Source organism: Pedobacter suwonensis, assembly GCF_900111825.1.
Classification (GTDB): Bacteria; Bacteroidota; Bacteroidia; order Sphingobacteriales; family Sphingobacteriaceae; genus Pedobacter; species Pedobacter suwonensis.
The window spans coordinates 1-19,278 of record NZ_FOJM01000017.1; the positions used below are offsets into that span (position 1 = coordinate 1).

Annotated in this window: 20 protein-coding genes; 10 read left to right on the top strand and 10 right to left on the bottom strand. The window is 39.7% G+C overall.

Annotated features, from left to right (window positions below):
* Positions 1–469 precede the first annotated feature (469 nt).
* On the top strand, positions 470–1,435 hold the full coding sequence (locus BM107_RS19705; protein WP_090986531.1) for a lipid A deacylase LpxR family protein: 966 nt from the start codon (positions 470–472) through the stop codon (positions 1,433–1,435).
* Positions 1,435–2,547: an acyloxyacyl hydrolase gene (locus BM107_RS19710; RefSeq protein ID WP_090986533.1), complete on the top strand. Its 1,113-nt coding sequence runs from the start codon at positions 1,435–1,437 to the stop codon at positions 2,545–2,547. Before BM107_RS19705 ends, BM107_RS19710 begins: the two co-directional genes overlap by 1 nt.
* Here the strand turns inward: BM107_RS19710 and BM107_RS19715 are convergent.
* From BM107_RS19715 to BM107_RS19725, 3 genes are read right to left on the bottom strand one after another with little or no spacing between them, the layout of a single operon-like run.
* Entirely contained in the window at positions 2,544–2,903 is a 360-nt protein-coding gene (locus tag BM107_RS19715; protein WP_090986535.1) for a CoA-binding protein, read from the bottom strand. The two genes, BM107_RS19710 and BM107_RS19715, sit on opposite strands and share 4 nt — an antisense overlap.
* A 34-nt stretch (positions 2,904–2,937) precedes the next feature.
* Positions 2,938–3,405 carry a DinB family protein gene (locus BM107_RS19720; protein ID WP_090986537.1) on the bottom strand — a complete coding sequence of 156 codons (468 nt, stop codon included), beginning with the start codon at positions 3,403–3,405 and terminating at the stop codon, positions 2,938–2,940.
* A gap of 34 nt (positions 3,406–3,439) precedes the next feature.
* Entirely contained in the window at positions 3,440–4,981 is a 1,542-nt protein-coding gene (locus BM107_RS19725; RefSeq protein WP_090986539.1) for an NAD(P)/FAD-dependent oxidoreductase, read from the bottom strand.
* A 461-nt stretch (positions 4,982–5,442) separates the two neighbouring features.
* On the opposite strand from BM107_RS19725, the gene BM107_RS19730 reads away from it, so the two are divergent.
* The 5 genes from BM107_RS19730 (at position 5,443) to BM107_RS19750 (ending at position 8,454) form a co-directional block, all read left to right on the top strand.
* Positions 5,443–6,024: a LemA family protein gene (locus tag BM107_RS19730; RefSeq protein ID WP_090986541.1), complete on the top strand. Its 582-nt coding sequence runs from the start codon at positions 5,443–5,445 to the stop codon at positions 6,022–6,024.
* A gap of 84 nt (positions 6,025–6,108) precedes the next feature.
* Positions 6,109–6,552, top strand: a complete 444-nt coding sequence (locus BM107_RS19735; RefSeq protein ID WP_090986542.1) for a TPM domain-containing protein — start codon at positions 6,109–6,111, stop codon at positions 6,550–6,552.
* 3 nt (positions 6,553–6,555) lie between these two features.
* Positions 6,556–7,326: a TPM domain-containing protein gene (locus BM107_RS19740; protein WP_090986544.1), complete on the top strand. Its 771-nt coding sequence runs from the start codon at positions 6,556–6,558 to the stop codon at positions 7,324–7,326.
* Between the two features lie 143 nt (positions 7,327–7,469).
* Positions 7,470–7,859 (top strand): hypothetical protein, encoded by a 390-nt coding sequence (locus BM107_RS19745; protein ID WP_090986546.1) that lies wholly within the window; start codon positions 7,470–7,472, stop codon positions 7,857–7,859.
* A gap of 43 nt (positions 7,860–7,902) precedes the next feature.
* The gene (locus BM107_RS19750) at positions 7,903–8,454 is read left to right on the top strand and encodes an NUDIX hydrolase (RefSeq protein WP_208864427.1); all 552 of its coding nucleotides are present in this window, start codon (positions 7,903–7,905) and stop codon (positions 8,452–8,454) included.
* A gap of 107 nt (positions 8,455–8,561) precedes the next feature.
* Here the strand turns inward: BM107_RS19750 and dnaA are convergent, their stop codons facing one another.
* The 3 genes from dnaA to BM107_RS19765 all read right to left on the bottom strand — a co-directional run bounded on the left by dnaA (position 8,562) and on the right by BM107_RS19765 (position 12,760).
* Positions 8,562–9,992, bottom strand: a complete 1,431-nt coding sequence (dnaA, locus tag BM107_RS19755; protein WP_090502090.1) for a chromosomal replication initiator protein DnaA — start codon at positions 9,990–9,992, stop codon at positions 8,562–8,564.
* Positions 9,993–10,532: 540 nt separating this feature from the next.
* The gene (locus BM107_RS19760) at positions 10,533–12,080 is read right to left on the bottom strand and encodes an acyl-CoA mutase large subunit family protein (RefSeq protein ID WP_090986548.1); all 1,548 of its coding nucleotides are present in this window, start codon (positions 12,078–12,080) and stop codon (positions 10,533–10,535) included.
* A gap of 149 nt (positions 12,081–12,229) precedes the next feature.
* Positions 12,230–12,760, bottom strand: coding sequence for a DUF7935 family protein (locus BM107_RS19765; RefSeq protein ID WP_090986550.1), 531 nt, complete (start codon positions 12,758–12,760; stop codon positions 12,230–12,232).
* A gap of 92 nt (positions 12,761–12,852) precedes the next feature.
* Here BM107_RS19765 and BM107_RS19770 point away from each other — a divergent pair, with 92 nt between their 5' ends.
* Positions 12,853–13,206 (top strand): HesB/IscA family protein, encoded by a 354-nt coding sequence (locus BM107_RS19770; RefSeq protein WP_090986779.1) that lies wholly within the window; start codon positions 12,853–12,855, stop codon positions 13,204–13,206.
* 158 nt (positions 13,207–13,364) lie between these two features.
* Positions 13,365–14,594: an ABC transporter permease gene (locus BM107_RS19775; RefSeq protein WP_090986552.1), complete on the top strand. Its 1,230-nt coding sequence runs from the start codon at positions 13,365–13,367 to the stop codon at positions 14,592–14,594.
* Positions 14,595–14,641: 47 nt separating this feature from the next.
* Here BM107_RS19775 and BM107_RS19780 read toward each other — a convergent pair whose 3' ends face one another.
* Genes BM107_RS19780 through BM107_RS19790 form a run of 3 tightly spaced genes read right to left on the bottom strand, consistent with a single transcriptional unit; the run spans position 14,642 to position 17,252 of the window.
* Positions 14,642–15,199 carry a hypothetical protein gene (locus tag BM107_RS19780; RefSeq protein WP_090986554.1) on the bottom strand — a complete coding sequence of 186 codons (558 nt, stop codon included), beginning with the start codon at positions 15,197–15,199 and terminating at the stop codon, positions 14,642–14,644.
* Complete coding sequence (galE, locus tag BM107_RS19785; RefSeq protein ID WP_090986556.1) at positions 15,200–16,222, bottom strand: UDP-glucose 4-epimerase GalE; 1,023 nt, start codon at positions 16,220–16,222, stop codon at positions 15,200–15,202. It abuts the gene before it with no gap.
* 1 nt (position 16,223) lies between these two features.
* Entirely contained in the window at positions 16,224–17,252 is a 1,029-nt protein-coding gene (locus BM107_RS19790) for a UDP-glucuronic acid decarboxylase family protein (protein WP_090986558.1), read from the bottom strand.
* A 293-nt stretch (positions 17,253–17,545) separates the two neighbouring features.
* Between BM107_RS19790 and BM107_RS19795 the strand changes: the two genes are divergently transcribed.
* A complete protein-coding gene (locus BM107_RS19795; RefSeq protein WP_090986560.1) occupies positions 17,546–18,793 on the top strand; it encodes a 3-deoxy-D-manno-octulosonic acid transferase in 1,248 nt (415 codons plus the stop codon).
* On the opposite strand, the gene BM107_RS19800 is transcribed toward BM107_RS19795, so the two are convergent.
* Positions 18,771–19,277: a gluconokinase gene (locus tag BM107_RS19800; RefSeq protein ID WP_090986562.1), complete on the bottom strand. Its 507-nt coding sequence runs from the start codon at positions 19,275–19,277 to the stop codon at positions 18,771–18,773. The genes BM107_RS19795 and BM107_RS19800 overlap by 23 nt on opposite strands.
* Position 19,278 lies beyond the last annotated feature (1 nt).

Genomic DNA, 19,278 nt, shown 5'->3' on the forward strand with positions numbered 1-19,278 from the left:
GCAAAAGTAGGAAAAATCCGTAAAACACCAAAGGATATTTATTAAATGCTGTTCATCTCAGCCTAAGTAAATGGTTTTCAACGGGAAATATTTTTTGCCAGGCCAAAACAATTATGCCTTTTGCCTGTTTGACACCGTCTTGAACAGTTCTAGGATCTGATAAGGTCCGGTAGCCAGGACGACAAAAAGATCCTTCGGCTACGCTCAGGATGGCAGATCTGACGCTAAACTTCCGAAGTTTCCCCTGCGCCAAACCACTTGAAACTTCGGAAGAAACTGCCCACCTAAACCCGATAGCAGCGGAAAACCCGCAGCGCAGCGAGGATTTGGAGCAAATAGCGGGAACATGCTTATATAGTACCACTGACCCTGCTTTGCTAATAAACAATAGCACAATAAGTGAATAATTGAATTATCGGGATATTAAACAATAATTAATACTTTTACCACGTAATAAACATCCTTATTAATGAAAATTGCGCTTAAAACATACTTACCGCTGCTCTTTATCTTTATGGCAAAGCTTAGCCAGGCCCAGAATTACAAAAATGAACTCGTGGTTATTACAGAGAATGACGCTTACATAGATATTACGAGCGATAAATATTACACTAATGGTTTTTTTATTAAATACAGGCATGCCCTAGATGGCAACAACCTTAAAACCGGACGTAGTAAGGAAGTTATTGGTTTCGAATTGGGACAGAAAATATACAATCCTTATTATAGTTTTGCTCCGAACCCGGCCCTGCACGACCGTCCTTTTACGGCCTATCTTTATGGTGAGGCTAATTACAGCAGATTCTATCAAAACAAACAACTCTTAAAGGTTTCGGCACAGGTTGGCCTAACAGGAAAGGATGCCCTAGGCGAAGAATTCCAGAAAACTTACCATAAACTCGTTGGCCAGAATCAAATTGCCGGCTGGGAATATGGACTAAATAGCGAACCCACGCTTAATCTTGGTATTGAATACAACAAACGCCTGCTGGCTACACCTAATGAAATATTTGATGTTACAGGAACTGCTTCGGCAGCTGCGGGCAATGTAATAACGAAAGCAAATGTTGGCGCATTACTCAGATTAGGAAAATTTAATGAAATGGATGGCTCAGCTGCATTTAACAGTTTGATAAGCAATCATCATAAAAATCATGCTAAACGTAAATATGAACTTTTCCTTTCGGTGGCACCACAGCTACACGCAATAGCCTATGATTCGAGCCTTCAGGGCGGCTTGTTCCTGAACGATAAGGGTCCGGTTACCTTCAAGCCGAAGCCCATGGTTTTTACCACGCAGGTGGGCCTAACTTTTAGCATCGCGCGCTGGACAGCCAATTATACCGCTACCTTTACTTCAAACGAGGTTCAACATAGCGCCAAAGGCTATCGTTATGCCTTTTATAGTCTTGCTTACCGTTTTAGTAAAAACTAATGAAAAAACAGCTACTCTTATTGTTGATTTTAGTCACCATAGGCTATTCATTTGCCAGGGCTCAGATCGGCCCAGAAAATCGTTCTATTATTTTTAAGCCCATATTTGGTACACATATCAATAACGATCAGGGACATTTGTTTCAGGATCAGATTACAGGTTTAGACGCGGCTTATTTTAAGGATATTAGCCAGAACAGTGATAAATGGATTGGATTCAGCGGGGCAAAATCTTACGGAATTGGCTTTGTTTTTAGGAATTTAAGTAAACTGAAAGGCACAAAAGATACATCGGCCAATGCCTTTGGGCAAATATATGGCTTAGTGGCCCAGATGGACTTTCAATTATTCAAAACCGGAAGAGCCAGATTTAACTTCACACCTGGTGTGGGCCTGGGTTACACAAACAAGTATTATTATAATAATACTAAAAACAGGTTTTTGGGAAGTGCGGTTAACGAAATCATTAAAGCAGATTTAGGTATGGAGCTGGCAGTCAGTAAGTACTTTGATTTATTGGCTGGTTTCGGTTTTCTACATGCATCAAACGGAGGGGCTACTGTTCCCAATGGCGGATTGAATACCGGGAATGTTTACATCGGGCTTAAACTCAACAATCCAAAAACATTAACTGAGGAAAGGAAAAGCACCTACACAACCTTACAGCGTAATTCGATTGAACTTAGTGTAGGTTTGGGCGCGAGGGGCGTATTTGAGAACAGAAATAAAAGCCTGTACAAAAGCGGGTTATATGCAGGTTATAACTTTTATTTGAATGATGTAATGTCGCTTAAGGCGGGTGCCGATGCAGTTTATTATTATACTACTTTCGATCCCAACAACTATGGTAATACATTTCAAAACTATGGCACTTCATATGATCAATGGCGAACCGGCATCAGTATAGGTGCTGACATTAACCTATGGCGGGTAACCGTTGCGGGACAGATCGGTAAATACATCCATTTCAATAGATTGATGGATAAAGCAACCTGGTATTGGACCTTTGGCCCAACTTTCAACATCACCCCACATTTGGGTTTACAGGCCAAAACCTATATGCATTTTGCCCAGGCCGATTTCGTAAACTGGGGTGTAGTTTATAAATTTTAATATTGCCCTGTGCTAAGCAAAACCAAGGTGCAGGCTTCAACAGGTTCTATACCGTGCAAGTCTAATAATTTCTCCAATTCATAATTTTCGGTACCCGGATTGAAGATCACCCTTTTTGGTTTTGTAGATAAAATATAATCGTGGTATTGTGGCTGCAAAGCCGGACCGATGTATAAGGTGATGGTATCAATATCCTGATGGATTTCTCCAGGCTTTTCGATTTCAACACCTGCTACTTCCCCTTTCTTTATCCCAACATTAACAATGTCATGATTGAAACGCTTGAGCATATGGGCTGCCTTGTATGCATACCTGGATGGATCTGGCGATGCGCCGATAATTAAAGTCTTTTTCATAACAAATGATTACAGAGATGAAGGATTACACAGCCTAAAATTTCGATAATAAAGCAATTTGGCCGGAGTGATAGGCATGGTGCTGTGCCAGTCCACTTACAAGTTCCGCATGGGTTACCCCGGTGCCAAGCGCGGGATTTCGTTCGTTTTTTACATCCTCATTCCACTGGCTGTCTTTTAAACTTTCGCAAAGGCGGATCAGCTCTTCGTTGGCGATCTTAAAATCAAAAATAATGCGTTCCCAGGCCTGGGCTGTGCGCTCTTCGGGTTCAGGCCAGTCACCCCTTTCAGGTTCAGCAGCTGGTTTGCCTATCAGTCTGGAAGAAACTTCTTCCGTCCATGCGGTTAAATGCAGGGCGATTTCAGCAATAGAATGCGCACCCGGAACAAAATGGCTAAACGCGCTTTCTGGATTAACATTATTGAGCGTTTGCATCACATGGTTACCATGCCAGGCATCGCCATTAAAAGCTTTTTTTATTTCGTTCGTAATAGTAAACATACCCGGATAACAATTGGTACACGGTAAAAGTTTGTTAAGATGCGCTCAATATTGCATTTGCACAGTTAATTCCATCAATTGCTGCCGAGACAATCCCACCGGCATAACCCGCTCCTTCTGCACAAGGATATAAACCTTTTACCTGAGGATGCTGATAGGTTTCTTTATCTCTCGGAATCCTGACCGGTGAGGATGTCCTGCTTTCTACCCCAACCAGAATGGCTTCGTTTGTGTAATATCCTCTAATTTTTTTTCCAAACAGGGGCAATGCCGCACGCAGACTATCAGATACGAAATTGGGCAGGATATTATCCAGCATCGAACTTTTGGTACCAGGCAGATAGGAGTTTTTTGGCAGATCGATTGATAATTTATTGTTCACAAAGTCGACCATTCGCTGTGCAGGAGCCACCAAATTACCGCCGCCGGCTTCAAAAGCGGCTTTTTCGATTTCAGACTGAAAATTTAACATTCTCAACGGATCATAACCCTGAACATCGTTTAATGTGATCTGAACCACAGTTCCGGAATTGGCGAAGGGATTATTCCGTTTAGATGGCGACCAGCCGTTAACCACAATCTCATTTTCGCCGGTGGAACAAGGTGCAATGATTCCTCCGGGACACATGCAAAAAGAAAATACGCCACGTGTACCAACCTGCTCAACCAAACTGTAATAAGCTGGCGGCAAAAATTCAGAGCGGATATCGCAATGGTATTGAGCCGAATCAATAATTGCCTGAGGATGTTCAATCCGGACACCTAACGCAAATGGTTTTGCTTCAATTAGGATATTTTTACTGTTCAATAATTCGTACACATCTCTTGCAGAATGACCTGTTGCCAAAATAATATCATCAGCGAACAACTTTTCTTCAAAATTTATCTCAACGCCTTTTACTTTTCCAAATTCGATCAAAATATCAGTCATCCTGCTATCGAACATCACTTCACCGCCGGCATTTAAGATCGTATCTTTTATAGATGTAATGATATGGGGAAGTTTATTTGTACCAATATGTGGACGGGCATCGATCGCAATATCGGCTTCTGCCCCATGGTTTACAAAAACCTGCAGTACTTTATTGATGTCGCCACGTTTATTAGAGCGTGTATATAGCTTACCGTCAGAATAGGTTCCGGCACCACCTTCGCCATAACAGTAATTAGATTCGGTGTTAACCAAACCCTGCTTATTTATGGCCGCCAAATCTCTACGCCGCTGTTTAACATCTTTTCCTCTTTCGACAATAATGGGTTTTAATCCATTTTCGATGCATTGCAGTGCAGCAAACAAACCCGCCGGACCAGCACCGATAATAATGACAGGTTTGGCTTCGCTTACGTTGGGATAGTTGATGTGATAAACTTCGGGAACTGCTTCTTCATCTACAAAAACCCTTACCTGTAAACGAAAAATCACCTTTCTTGAACGGGCATCAATCGATCTTTTTAGAATTTCATAGCCTTTTATCCTCGTTTCAGAAAGTTTTAAACCGGCCGCAAGTTTCTGTTTAATAACTTCAGTCTGCTCAACCTGATCAGGGAGCAAAGTAATTTCGATGTCTTTTTGCATAAATAAGTCAGGTTTTTATCCTGAACAGTACAAAGATAAACATCTGGAAAGAATATTCGTTGATTTCCAGAATGCACCCTGAAATTTATTTGCTGAGTAATGCGTAATTTTTCCCTTTTCATAAACGCAGTTTCAGTATTCCACAGGTCAGTTTCTCCCCGCTCTACCTCCTGCCCCTGTAAAGGCCGTGGGCATCCTGCGATCTGGTTTAGGTGGGTTATTTTCTGCTAATATTTAGGTTTTCCGTGCTACAGGTCTAATTTTTAGCATTGATCGCTCGATAAAAACCGCTAAATTGAATATTAATTTCTTAAAAAAGAGCCAATACGGTAGGCGAGTTCGGGCAGAGTGCTTGCCAACCTGTCATATAAACATACAAAGTGTAACAAAGGCATGCAATTTGATATCTAATTCGTAAATTGACCATCAATCAATTCTATTAAAAAGACAAAACCATAAAAATGAAAAGATTAATATTTGGATTTTTAGCTGCAGTTATTGCGGTGAGTACTTTAAGTTCATGCGGTTATAACAGCATGGTTAAACTCGACGAGAACGTTAAATCGAAATGGGGAACGGTGCAAACCCAGTACCAACGAAGAGCGGATTTGATTCCGAACCTGGTAGCAACTGTAAAAGGAGCTGCTAAATTTGAGCAGGGAACACTAACTGCAGTAACGGAAGCACGTGCAAAAGCAACACAGATGACGGTTAAAGCTGATGAACTAACTCCTGAGAATATCCAGAAATACCAGGCTGCTCAGGGACAATTGAGTCAGGCACTGGGTAAATTATTATCGATTACTGAAAGTTACCCTGAATTAAGGGCTACACAACAGTTCAGCGATTTATCTGCACAGTTAGAGAGTACCGAAAACAGAATTACTGTTGCCCGTAAAGATTTTAATGATGCAGTGCAGGAATACAATGGAAAAATCAGGTCTTTCCCTACCAATTTAACAGCCGGGATGTTCGGATTTAAACCTAAAGGATATTTTGAGGCTGATGCTTCTGCCAAAGATGCACCTAAAGTAGAATTTTAATATTCCCGACACCAAATACCAGGGTAGTGAATGTTTATGAATTGAACATTTATTACCCTTTTTACTTCATATAAAAATAAGTACATGTCGTTATTTTCAGATATTGAACAAGAAAAAATAGCAAATGCGATTTCCGATGCAGAAAGGGCAACCTCCGGAGAAATTAGAATCGCTATTGATAAACATTGCGCAGGCGATCCATACGAAAAAGCCACCGAATATTTTGCTAAACTGGATATGGATAAAACTGCAAAAAGAAATGGCGTGCTGATTTATCTGGCACATGCTGATCATAAATTTGCCATTATCGGCGATGTTGGCATTCACAAAGTAGTACCTGACAACTTTTGGGAAACGACTAAAATTGCCATGACAGCGCATTTTGCAAAAGGTAATCTGGCTGATGGTATTATTGCAGGTGTAGCATTGGCTGGAGAAAAGTTAGCCTTGTTCTTCCCTCCGCAAAAAGGTGATATCAATGAATTACCGAACGATATTGTTTTTATGGATAACCTTGAAAACAAATAAGAGATGAAGAAAATATTCCTTTTATCATTATTCAGTTTATTATTTGCTTTTGCTTTTGCGCAGGATTTTCCGGAAAAGCCTGGTACTTTGGTTAACGATTATGCCAATGTATTATCGGCCGATCAGAAACAGGAACTCGAAAATAAACTGGTAACCTTTAACGATTCGTCTTCTACACAGATTGCTGTTGCTATTTTAAAATCGGTAGGCGATTATGATATTAATGAGTATGCTGTAGAACTGGGCCGAAAATGGGGCGTTGGACAAAGCGGCAAAAACAATGGTATTATGATCGTGGTGGCAGTTGGCGACCGAAAAATCTCTATACAAACCGGTTACGGCCTTGAAGGCGCCTTACCCGATATTTATGCCAAGCGTATTATTGATAATGATATTAAACCCAATTTTAGAGCAGGAAATTATTATGCAGGCTTAGATGAGGCTACTACATCCATTATAAAATATACCAGAGGAGAATATAAAAATGATAATCCGAAAGCTTCTTCAAAGAAAGGCGGCTCAGGTAGCATTGCCATTATTATCATTATTGTAATTGTGATTATCATCATCATGAGAAAAGGTGGTGGAGGCGGAAGCGAAGTTATCGGCGGACGAGGAGCATCTAACGCGCTTTTCTGGGCGATGTTATTTGGAAGTGGCGGTGGCCGTAGCAGTGGTGGCTGGGGAGGCGGTTCTTCCGGTGGCGGAGGCGGCGGATTCGGTGGTTTTGGAGGAGGCAGTTTTGGTGGAGGGGGCAGCAGCGGAAGCTGGTAGCTTTAGTCCATAGTCCATAGTCCATAGTCCATAGTCTATAGTCCATAGTCCATAGTCCATAGTCCATAGATTGGAAAAGGTTTTGTTTTGAGCGTTACAGAACATTTTAATTTTCCAACAAAATAACATTTCAACTTACATCCATGTACCGAAGAGATTTAATTACAGCTGAAATACAGAAACTGGCCCAGGTTTTAGCCCGCATCATGGGACTCAAATTAGAGGGTAAATTAGCTGAAGCCGATCGACTTTTCGAAGAAACTATGGAAAGTGGTTTTCAATTGCCGAAAGAAATTTTAGAAAATAAAGATCTGTCTGTTTTTGAAAATTGGCTCGTGGCAAGCAATCTTCCTCCCGAAAAACTTGATTCGTTAAGCGAATTTTTATATTATGAGTTAGGCATAAGTCAAGAGCGTAACCAGACTGTTGCGCCAAAACTTAATTTTGTATATCAATACCTGTCGGATGAACATAAGATTGTACATTTGGTAAACCTGCACCGTCAGAAAACAATACAACAATACCTGCGCTAAACGCCAGCGCATGGCGCCAAACAAAATAAACAACATAAATTAAATGATTATAGAAAAGTGGCAGAAAATTGCCTCTAAATATTTAGTACGTGAACAATGGGCTACCTTGCGCGTTGATGAAGTGAAACTTCCGGGTGGCGTAATAAAGGATGATTATTACGTTTTAGAATACCCAAATTGGGTAAATGCCATTGCGTTAACAGAAGAAGGAAAAATAATTATGGTACGCCAGTACCGCCATGCAGCCGATATAGTTTCCCTGGAAGTTCCAGGTGGCGTGATTGATGGTGACGAAGATCCGGAGTTTGCAGTAAAGCGTGAGCTGCTGGAAGAGACAGGTTACAGTTTTAAAAGCTGTAAATTTATTGTCGAACTTTATCCCAATCCTGCAACATCGAACAACCGAACATTTACCTATTTTTTAACAGGTGGTATCAAAACCCATGAACAGCATTTAGATGAACACGAAATTTTAAATGTTGAAGAGTATACTGTTGATGAAGTAAAGCAACTGATTAATGAAAACAAAATAGCTCAGGCCTTACATGTTGCAGCTTTGTTTTATGGGTTCCAGGAAATAGCCAAGGGTTTGTAAAATCTGAGACAGGCCCCTTATTCCCATCTCAAAAATTACAGGTAAAAAAAGCAGCCAGATGCTAAACGTCTGGCTGCTTTTATTATTAGCAATAAGCTCGTAAAAGTTTAGCTCATTTTCAATTTCTTTTGGATATCGTGTACGTAAGCTTTGAACTTCTTATCAGTATCGATTAAATCTTCAACGGTTTGGCAGGCATAAATTACCGTACTGTGATCCCGTCCACCAAAGAAAGCACCAATTGTTTTTAATGATGATTTAGTATGGCTTTTAGAGAGATACATTGAAATCTGACGAGCCTGAACAATTTCGCGTTTACGTGTTTGCGATTTCACCATATCAACAGGAACCTCAAAATACTCGCAAACCAATTTCTGGATGTACTCCATTGAAATTTCCTTCGAGGTATTTTTAATAAAGTTTTTCAACATCTGCTTAGCTAGCGCCAAATCAATTTCTTTTTTATTTAGCGTGGCCTGTGCCAAAAGAGATACCATAGCACCTTCTAATTCACGCACATTATTATCAATGTTGTGCGCAACATACTCCACCACCTCACCAGGTAACTCAATACCATCTGCATACATTTTCTTCCTTAAAATAGCGATACGCGTCTCCAGATCAGGAATTTGCAGATCAGCAGATAGACCCCATTTAAAACGACTTAACAAACGTTCTTCCAAACCGGCTAAATCTTTCGGTGCTTTATCAGAAGTTAAAATTACCTGTTTGCCCGATTGATGCAAGTGGTTGAAGATGTGGAAGAAAATATCCTGTGTTTTTTCTTTACCTGCGAAGTTGTGCACATCATCCATAATGATTACATCCATTGCCTGGTAAAAGTTAACGAAATCGTTAATGGTGTTGTTTTTTAAGGAATCTACAAACTGCTGACAGAATTTCTCGCAGCTTACGTAAATTACCAATTTATCTGGCATACTCCGTTTAATCTCATTACCGATTGCCTGTGCCAGATGCGTTTTACCCAAACCAACTCCGCCATAAATCATTAAAGGGTTAAAAGACGTGCCACCCGGTTTAGCCGCTACAGCGTAACCTGCAGAACGCGCCAGGCGATTACAATCTCCCTCAATATAATTTTCGAAAGTATAGTTAGCGTTTAATTGCGGATCAACATTTAATTTTTTTAATCCAGGGATAATAAATGGGTTTTTAATATCCTTGTTAATGGAAACCGGAATCGGCATCGATTGTACCTTTGCCTCCGCTCCATTTCCATTTGAGGGCATATTGGTAGTATAAGGATTACCGCTGTTTGATGATTTATCTACAACGATGTTATATTCCAACCTGCCATCCTCTCCAAGTTGTTTCTTTACGGTCTTGCGCAGCAAGCCCACATAATGTTCTTCAAGCCATTCGTAAAAGAACAAACTTGGCACCTGTATGGTTAAAACCTTGCCTTCCAATTTAAGAGCCGTTATCGGCTCGAACCAAGTTTTGAAACTTTGGCCCGGAATGTTATCCTTAATAATTTGAAGACAGTTCTTCCATACTTCTGTACAAGTTTTTTCCATTGCGATTTCTATAATTTATTGGTTAACAGTACCTATTCGAATTAAAGGGATGGTCCGTTTAGGGACTACGAATATTGACATAATTATCAACATTTTAAACAAAAATTTTAAATAAATCGTAACCTATTGATAGGTAATACAGTATACCTGTTAACCTCAATTTTTTATGTTGATAACTATTTATTAACACTGGTTATCCACATTAATCACGATTTATCGCCAATATCCGTTCTTCACTTCGAACGGCTCCTGAAAAGCAAAATCTAAGCCATTTTTAACCACACTTAACCGTTTTAGCATTTTAGATTTCAAATAAACTGAGAATCAAAACCATAGCTTAGATAAATTAATATTGAATTAAAAATATGGCATAATATATCTCCCGGCGTTTTATCACTGAATTAATTTTACGACAGTTTAGTGCTGATATTTTCATTATCGAAGAACGAAAATTTTTGCTACGCTGCGATTGTTTATCAAAGCAGAACACTTTAAAATTTACTTTCAAAGCAAAGGAACACCAATGCGTTAAATATTCAGTTAATAAACGCCGAAAGCGACTCTAAATACATCTGCAATTTCTCCAAGTGTAGCATATTTCTCAACGGCGTCAATGATCAATGGCATCAGGTTCGTTTCGCCTTTGGCCGCTTCTTTTAATTGCTGTAATGCTTGCTCAACCGCAAGCTGATCTCGGGTTGATTTTAAATGATCCAGCTTTTCAGATTGCAGCTTGCGGATGGAATCATCTATATTAAACACTTCGGTAAAACCTTCTTCCTCCTGGGTAAACTTATTTACGCCGACAGAAATCCTTTCGCCGTTTTCAATTTCCTTTTGATATTGATACGCAGCACCGGCAATTTCATTTTGCATATAATCATTTTCAATGGCATTAACTGATCCTCCCATAGCATCTATCCTATCAATATAAGCCCAGGCTGCAGCTTCTACCTCATCGGTTAGGCTTTCTACAAAAAATGAGCCTGCTAACGGATCTACCGTATCGGTAACCCCGCTTTCAAAGGCAATGATTTGCTGAGTGCGTAAAGCAATTTTCGCCGCCGATTCTGTTGGTAGTGACAATGCTTCGTCATAACCGTTGGTATGTAAGGATTGGGTCCCGCCTAAAACCGCAGCCATGGCCTGGTTGCTAACCCTGATTACATTGTTTAATGGTTGTTGCGCAGTTAAGGTTGAACCTCCGGTTTGGGTGTGAAACCTCAACATCTGGGCCTTTTCATCTGTCGCGCCCAGATCTTTGGTAATTTTTGCCCACATGCGCCTTGCGGCCCTAAACTTGGCTATTTCTTCAAAGAAATTATTGTGGCAGTTGAAGAAGAATGACAAACGTTTCGCAAAGATGTTAATATCTAAACCTTTATCTAAAGCAGCTTTTAAATAAGCTTTGCCATTGGCCAATGTAAAAGCAAGTTCCTGCACCGCGGTAGATCCAGCTTCACGGATATGATAGCCAGATATAGAAATGGTATTCCATTTTGGTACTTCGTTACTGCAAAACTCAAAAATATCAGTAATCAAACGCATCGATGGCTTTGGCGGATAGATATATGTTCCCCTTGCTGCATACTCTTTAAGGATGTCGTTCTGTATTGTACCCGAAATCTGCTTTAAATCTGCCCCTTGTTTTTTAGCCAGCGCAATGTACATGGCCAATAAAATTGAAGCCGTTGCATTGATCGTCATTGAGGTCGTGATGTCTTTCAGCTCGATACCATCAAATAAAATTTCAAGATCCTTTAATGAATCAATAGCCACTCCAACTTTGCCCACCTCTCCTTCAGCCATTTCATGATCAGAGTCGAAACCAATTTGCGTGGGAAGATCAAAAGCAACAGACAAACCAGTTGTTCCCTGCGCCAATAAATAATGATAACGTTTGTTTGATTCTTCAGCGGTCGAGAAACCAGCATACTGCCGCATCGTCCATAAGCGCCCACGGTACATATCTTTTTGGATTCCCCTGGTAAAAGGAAATTCACCAGGCAGCTCTTTCATGGGCTTCGCTTCTGTATATAAGGCTCTTATTTCAATCCCCGAAGTAGTAGTATGCTTTTTCTCGCTCATTTGGTTAGTTTATTAGTTCAATGCTTCATTAGCCATTAGTTTTTTGTGCTTTACAGGCCCATAGCCAGCAGTTCGTGGTTACTTATCGAAAACGGCTAATCGATAGCTGTAAAATCAGCTATGCACCAGATTTCATTTAACAATCAACCCTAAAACAGTTTATAAATATCTTTCTTAATCATCTCAATTGTTAAATCATACGGATTTTCATCTATACCGGCCATGTGCTGTAAAATTGCTTTACTGAGTTCGATCCCATTTGCATCGGCTGGTAAACCTGGCACCGCGTTATTGATCATGGCAATGGTATCATCTTTTAGTTTTCTTACCACTCCCCAGGTTACACTATCTATATACAGCTGCTGGGTAATGTTATGTTGATATTCTGCACGGATTTCATTTAAAATACCAGCTTGTAAAGTAGCGATGGCAATCCCTTGCTGATGCAACCGAACAAGCAAATTAGCAGGATTAATACGGTCAACAAATATAATCAAACGTTCATGGGCCTGTAAGCGCAGGGGTAAAATCTGCGCCCGGCTCTCTTTGTTCAGTTCGATGGTTTTTAAATTAAAAAAACGTTGAATATCGTTTCTTAAAATGTAATAAGTTGCCATTAAGGCCATAAAAATGCCTGCAAATAAGATTATTATATCAACTAAAATCTGTTGTGTATTCATAAGTATTGTTTAAGTACAGTAATATTAACTGCCTGCTAAAAGCAAAAATGTACATTATTATTTATATTTGTAACAGATTAAATTTAAATAACATGAGCACAACAGTTGATACAGCATTTGCACCAGTTAGTTTTTCCGAAGGGGCAGCCAAAGAGTTATATAAATTAAAAGATCAGCAGGAAATTGGCGATGATTACGGATTGCGCGTTGGCGTTGAAGGTGGTGGCTGTGCCGGCATGAATTACGTTTTAGGTTTTGATCAGAAAAAAGATGGCGATCAGGAATTTCTGATCAACGGCATCAAGGTTTTCATGAACAAAGCACACCAGATGTACTTAATGGGCATGATGATTGATTGGCAGGACGGCTTAAATTCACGTGGTTTTACCTTCATTAACCCCAATGCAACCAGCACCTGTGGCTGTGGCACGAGTTTCTCGGCATAAATAAAATATTATTGTAACATATCATACAGTCCCCTTGTCTAAACATCGGGACTTTTTTTATTTTTACACATAATGGTTTAAGGCAAAAGGTGTAGGGTATAAGGTTAAATCCCATCTCCATACTTAATACTCAATACCTGACCTGGCACTTACAATAAATGAATTACAGAGAAAACATCCGACTGGCATTAGAATCTATTAAAGCGAACCGCTTGCGTACCATGCTTACCGCCTTGATTATTGCCATTGGTTTAATGGCTTTGGTGGGGATTTTAACCACTCTTGATGCTGTAAAAAAAAGTATGACAGATGCTTTTAGTAGCATGGGAGCCAACTCATTTACCATCAGAAACCGGGGTACGGGAATCAGAATTGGAAACGGGAAAAGACCCAAACCTTTTAAAGCCATCCGTTACGAAGATGCCGTTAAGTTTAAAGATAGCCTGAATACCCCCGCTACCGTGGCAGTAAGTGTTTTTGCCAGTGGTGGTTCTACTATAAAATATGGTAGTTTAAAAACCAACCCAAATATTAACGTTCAGGGAATTGATGAAAACGGTTTAGCCGCTCAGGGCTTAAACCTCTCACAGGGAAGAAATTTTAGCGTTTCTGAAATACAGTTGGGGAGTAATGTTTGTATAGTTGGTGGCGAAGTAGTTGAAAAACTCTTCAAAGATTCAGATCCCTTGGATAAGTTGATCAATGTAGGCAATAACCGATTTAAAATTGTTGGTATTTTGGAGAAAAAAGGATCGAGTATGGGCTTTAGTGGAGACAGGGCCGTTTATGTGCCGCTGTTGAAAGCAAAGCAAATTAATGCCAATGCCAACCCATCTTATACCATTACAGTAATGGTACCTAGTAATGACATGCAGGAAAACATTATTGGTGAATCTACTGCGCTATTCAGAAATATACGCAAAGTAAAGGTTAGCGAACCCAACAATTTCGAAATTACGAAAAGTGATGCCATTGCCCAAACCTTGTTCGAAAACCTGGCGTTTGTAGCCATCGGTGGTGTTGCAATCGGTATTATTACTTTAATTGGAGCCTCGATAGGTTTGATGAATATCATGCTGGTTTCTGTTACCGAACGTACGCGCGAAATTGGTATACGCAAAGCCATTGGGGCCAATCCAAAAGTCATCCGTCGCCAGTTTTTAATTGAAGCTGTAGTAATCTGCTTAATGGGTGGTGTATTCGGGATTTTCCTCGGCATTGTATTAGGAAACTTAATCTCCCTGGCCATGGGTGGTTCATTTTTAATCCCGTGGTTGTTTATTATTGGTGGTTTTGTATTATGTGTATTGGTTGGAATTTTATCTGGTTATTATCCTGCAAAAAAAGCTTCCAGACTGGATCCTGTAGAGGCGTTAAGGTATGAATAAACTGGTTCAGTAGTGCTGTAATCCGAGCCTAACGACAGGCCATAGCTTTAGACGATTTCTTTTGGTAAATTGCTGGCTTCTGCAGCACCAGCGAATTTAGAGGAATAAATTTTATCAAGCAGTTGATTTAGGTTTTCCGCAAAGTCGAACTGCAGGTCTTCATGAAGTTTTTTGAATTTATTGATGGTTACCGCAACCGTTTTAATGTAATAAACACTAAAAAGCATCATAAAATCGCGGTAACCAAAAATTGACTTTTTATAATCCAGAGGGATAGTATTTAGAATAAACAATTTTAGCTCAACCTCTCCAACAGGATCTTTTGTCACTTTGTAAAAATGATTGACAGCAGTGATCATCTTCCTCACTTTTACTAAAGCTTCTTTTGCATTCAGTTTTTTAAGCTCAGTAATCTGCTCCTCAACTTCAGCCTTAATCCTTTCTTTACGGTCTTCCAGATCCGCCTCATCCTCTAATAGCTTATAATGAAGGTGTTCGGTAAGCACTTTATCTTTTGCTACCAGACGCAATAACAGCTTGTCTTTTTCTTTAACAGGCAATGCGGCAATAGCGGTTTTTAAATCTTTGTGCTCCGATAATTTCATTTAAAAAGGATTAGCCTTAATGTATTTTTCCCACTCCCAGGCAGAGCGCATCATTTCATTGATATCAAGGGCGGCCTTCCAGCCCAATTCGTTATTTGATTTCTCTACATCACCATAAATCTCCACAACATCTCCTGCCCTTCTTGGCCCGATTTTATAATCCAGTTTCTGTCCATTTGCTTTTTCGAAAGCAGCAATAATCTCCAAAACTGAAAATCCTTTACCGGTACCGATATTGAATACATCATAGTTACCGTTAGGATTCCCATCTTCTAATTTTTTTATAGCGGCAACATGTGCTTTTGCAAGATCAACCACATGGATATAATCGCGGATAGCGGAACCATCCGGCGTATCATAATCATTTCCGTGAACAGTAATCGGACCACGTTTTCCAATAGCTGATTGGGTAATAAAGGGAACAAGGTTTGCAGGCACACCATTTGGCAGCTCACCAATCAAAGCAGTTTCATGTGCACCAACCGGATTAAAATAACGCAAAGCGATTACACTTAGATCAGGCGTTACCGCAGCAGTTTCTGCCAGTATCTCTTCAGCAATCTGTTTGGTATTGCCATAAGGAGATTCTGCTTTTTTAACTGATGCAGCTTCGGTTACCGGCAAAGTATCTGGCTGACCATAAACTGTACATGATGAAGAAAACACAAAATTAATTTTCCTGTTAAATGAAGTAAGCAGGTTAATTAATCCGAAAAAGTTATTTTTATAATATTTTAAGGGTTGTTCTACCGATTCACCCACCGCCTTGTAAGCAGCAAAATGGATAATTCCATCTATATCAGCATGGTTTTCAGCAAATTCCCTTACTGCTTTTTCATCCTGTAAATCAATTTCATGAAAATCAAACCATTTACCGGTGATGGCATGCAGCTGGGTTAAAATCTTGATATTCGAATTAGAAAGGTTATCGATAATTACAACCTCGTATCCTGCGTTGTGTAATTCTACTGCTGTGTGCGAACCGATATATCCTGTTCCGCCAGTAACTAATATTTTTGCCATTTTAACGGTTAAATGTGGTAAAATCTTTATGTTCTATTTTTTCCAAAGCCTCTGAAGACAGAGATTTAAAGTATTCATATGTAATTTTTAATCCCTCTGCACGACCTATTTTTGGCTCCCAACCCAATAGCTCTTTCGCTTTGGAGATATCCGGCCTACGCTGTTTCGGATCATCCTGCGGAAGTTCCTTGTAAACAATTTTTTGTGTAGTACCAGTAAGCTTGATGATTTCCTCACAAAACTGTTTGATCGTGATTTCATCCGGATTACCAATGTTTACCGGCTGAGCATAGTCACTCATTAATAAACGGTATATACCCTCTATCAGATCATCAACATAACAAAAAGAGCGTGTCTGACTTCCATCACCAAAAACAGTTAAATCTTCCCCTCTTAAAGCCTGTCCGATAAAAGCAGGTAAAACACGTCCATCATTTAGTCGCATTCTTGGTCCGTAGGTATTAAAAATCCTAACAATTCTGGTTTCTACGCCATGGAAAGTATGGTAAGCCATAGTTATGGCTTCCTGAAAACGCTTGGCCTCATCGTAAACACCACGTGGCCCCACCGGATTTACATTTCCCCAATACTCTTCCGGCTGAGGATTTACATTCGGATCACCATACACTTCTGAGGTCGATGCAATGAGCATCCTGGCGTTCTTATTACGCGCCAAACCCAAAAGATTATGTGTGCCCAGAGATCCTACCTTAAGGGTCTGGATTGGAATTTTAAGATAATCGATCGGACTTGCAGGTGAAGCAAAATGTAAAATATAATCGAGCTTACCTGGAATGTGAACAAATTTGGAAACATCGTGGTTATAAAACTCAAAATTTTCCAGTTTAAACAGGTGTTCGATATTAGCTATATCTCCGGTAATCAGGTTATCCATCCCGATCACGTGATAATCCTCTTTTACAAAACGATCACAAAGGTGTGAGCCTAAAAATCCGGCTGCGCCTGTAATCAATATTCTCTTTCTACTCCCCAAACTTTCCGAAGGGAATTTTTCCTTTATTTCGCTCATATTTTTTAATAATCTTATTCAATATATTTTTGATGTTATCCACAATGGTAAACAGGAGTTTATAGTCTTCTACCTTTGGCGTTATAATTATAGCCAAGATCGGTCATTTTTTTCAAATCGTATCAATTCCGGCCACCAAAAATGATTTTATTTTTCAGGCCGATTTCTCATTTTATTTTGATTAGCTAAAAGGCAGGCAGTGAAGTCTGTTTATCCATTAATATCAGTAAAACGCAAGGCTTTCATATATTTTAAGCTTTTTAAATATATTCCTTTTATCTTGGCACGAAGATATGAAATTACTTTACATCATCGGAATCTGGGGCTATACTTTACTCATCAGGATATTCTCATTATTTAATCCAAAGGCAAAATTGTTTATCAATGGCCGCAAAAATATCTTTACCTCGATTGCCCAGAAAGTTAATCCAGCAGAAAAACATGTATGGTTTCATTTTGCTTCTTTAGGCGAATTTGAACAAGGCCGGCCGGTTTTAGAAAAACTGAAAGCTCTTTACCCGACAAAGAAAATTGTAGTTACTTTTTTCTCACCTTCGGGATACGAGATTAGAAAAAATTATGCCTTGGCTGACGTATTTTATCTCCCGATTGATACTGCGGCTAACGCTAAACGTTTCATAGCAGCCATTAACCCTGAAATGGCGATTTTTACCAAATATGAATTTTGGCATTTCTATTTTAAGGAACTAAAAGTCAAGGGCATTCCTTTATATGTGATTTCCGGGATTTTCAGAGAAAGTCAGGTGTTTTTTAAATGGTATGGCAGCTTTTACCGGAACATATTAAAATCGGTCACCTACTTTTTTGTGCAAAATGAGGAAAGCGCAAACCTTTTAAAATCAATCGAATTAAATGATGTGACCATTAGTGGCGATACCCGTTTCGACAGGGTTTACGAAAATGCGCAATCACCAAAACAGCTCGATATTATTGAAAGCTTTATCGGTAGCGCCCCTACTTTAGTTTGCGGAAGTACCTGGCCCGAAGATGAAAAAATATTATCTGCATTACCTCGGCAATATCCGAATTGGAAATTTATCATTGCCCCACACGAGATCCACGAAAGCCATATAGAAAGTATTGAGAAACAGTTTTCAGTTGGCAGTGTACGGTTTTCAGTTTTCAGTTCCCAGTCAGAAGTCAGCAGTTCTCAACGCTCAAATCTAAAATCTCAAATTTTAATCATCGACAACATTGGTATGCTTTCGTCATTATATCAATATGGTAAGCTGGCCTATATCGGCGGCGGCTTCGGCATAGGTATTCACAACACTTTAGAAGCTGCTGCATTTGGGTTACCGGTAATTTTCGGACCTAAATACGATAAATTTCAGGAAGCAAAAGATCTTATTGCCATCGGTGCGGCGAGAAGCATAACATCAGCTGAAGAACTAATTGATGCCTTTAATGCTTTTGCAAGCGATCGACACGCAGCGAATGCGGCCAGCAAATATGTGGGGGATAACAAAGGGGCAACAGGTCAGATTGTTTCTGTAATTACTCAACCAGATCAGCCTTAGCAATTTCTTCAACTATTTCAGATATACTTTGGTCAATAGAAACGGTAAATACATCCGGTTCATCTGCTTGTGGCTCTTCTAAGGTTTCAAACTGGCTTTGTAATAAGCTGGAAGGCATGTATTGATGACTGCGTTTAACAATGCGATCGTGGATCAAATCGAAACTTCCTTTCAGATACACAAAATGTATGGATTTATTATCTGCTCTCAACAGATCCCGGTAAGATTTTTTAAGTGCAGAACAGGCGATAATACAATTGCCTCCATTGTGAGCATGTTCACGGCCAACTTTAGCAATCAACTGTAGCCAATCTAAGCGATCAGCATCTGTCAAAGCAATCCCAGCTGCCATTTTATCTACGTTCCGTTGTGAATGCAGGTTATCACCATCTATAAATTCCGCATTTATTTTTGGGGCCAGGGCTTTTCCGATTACTGTTTTACCACTTCCTGATACGCCCATTAAAATAATAAAACTTCCCATC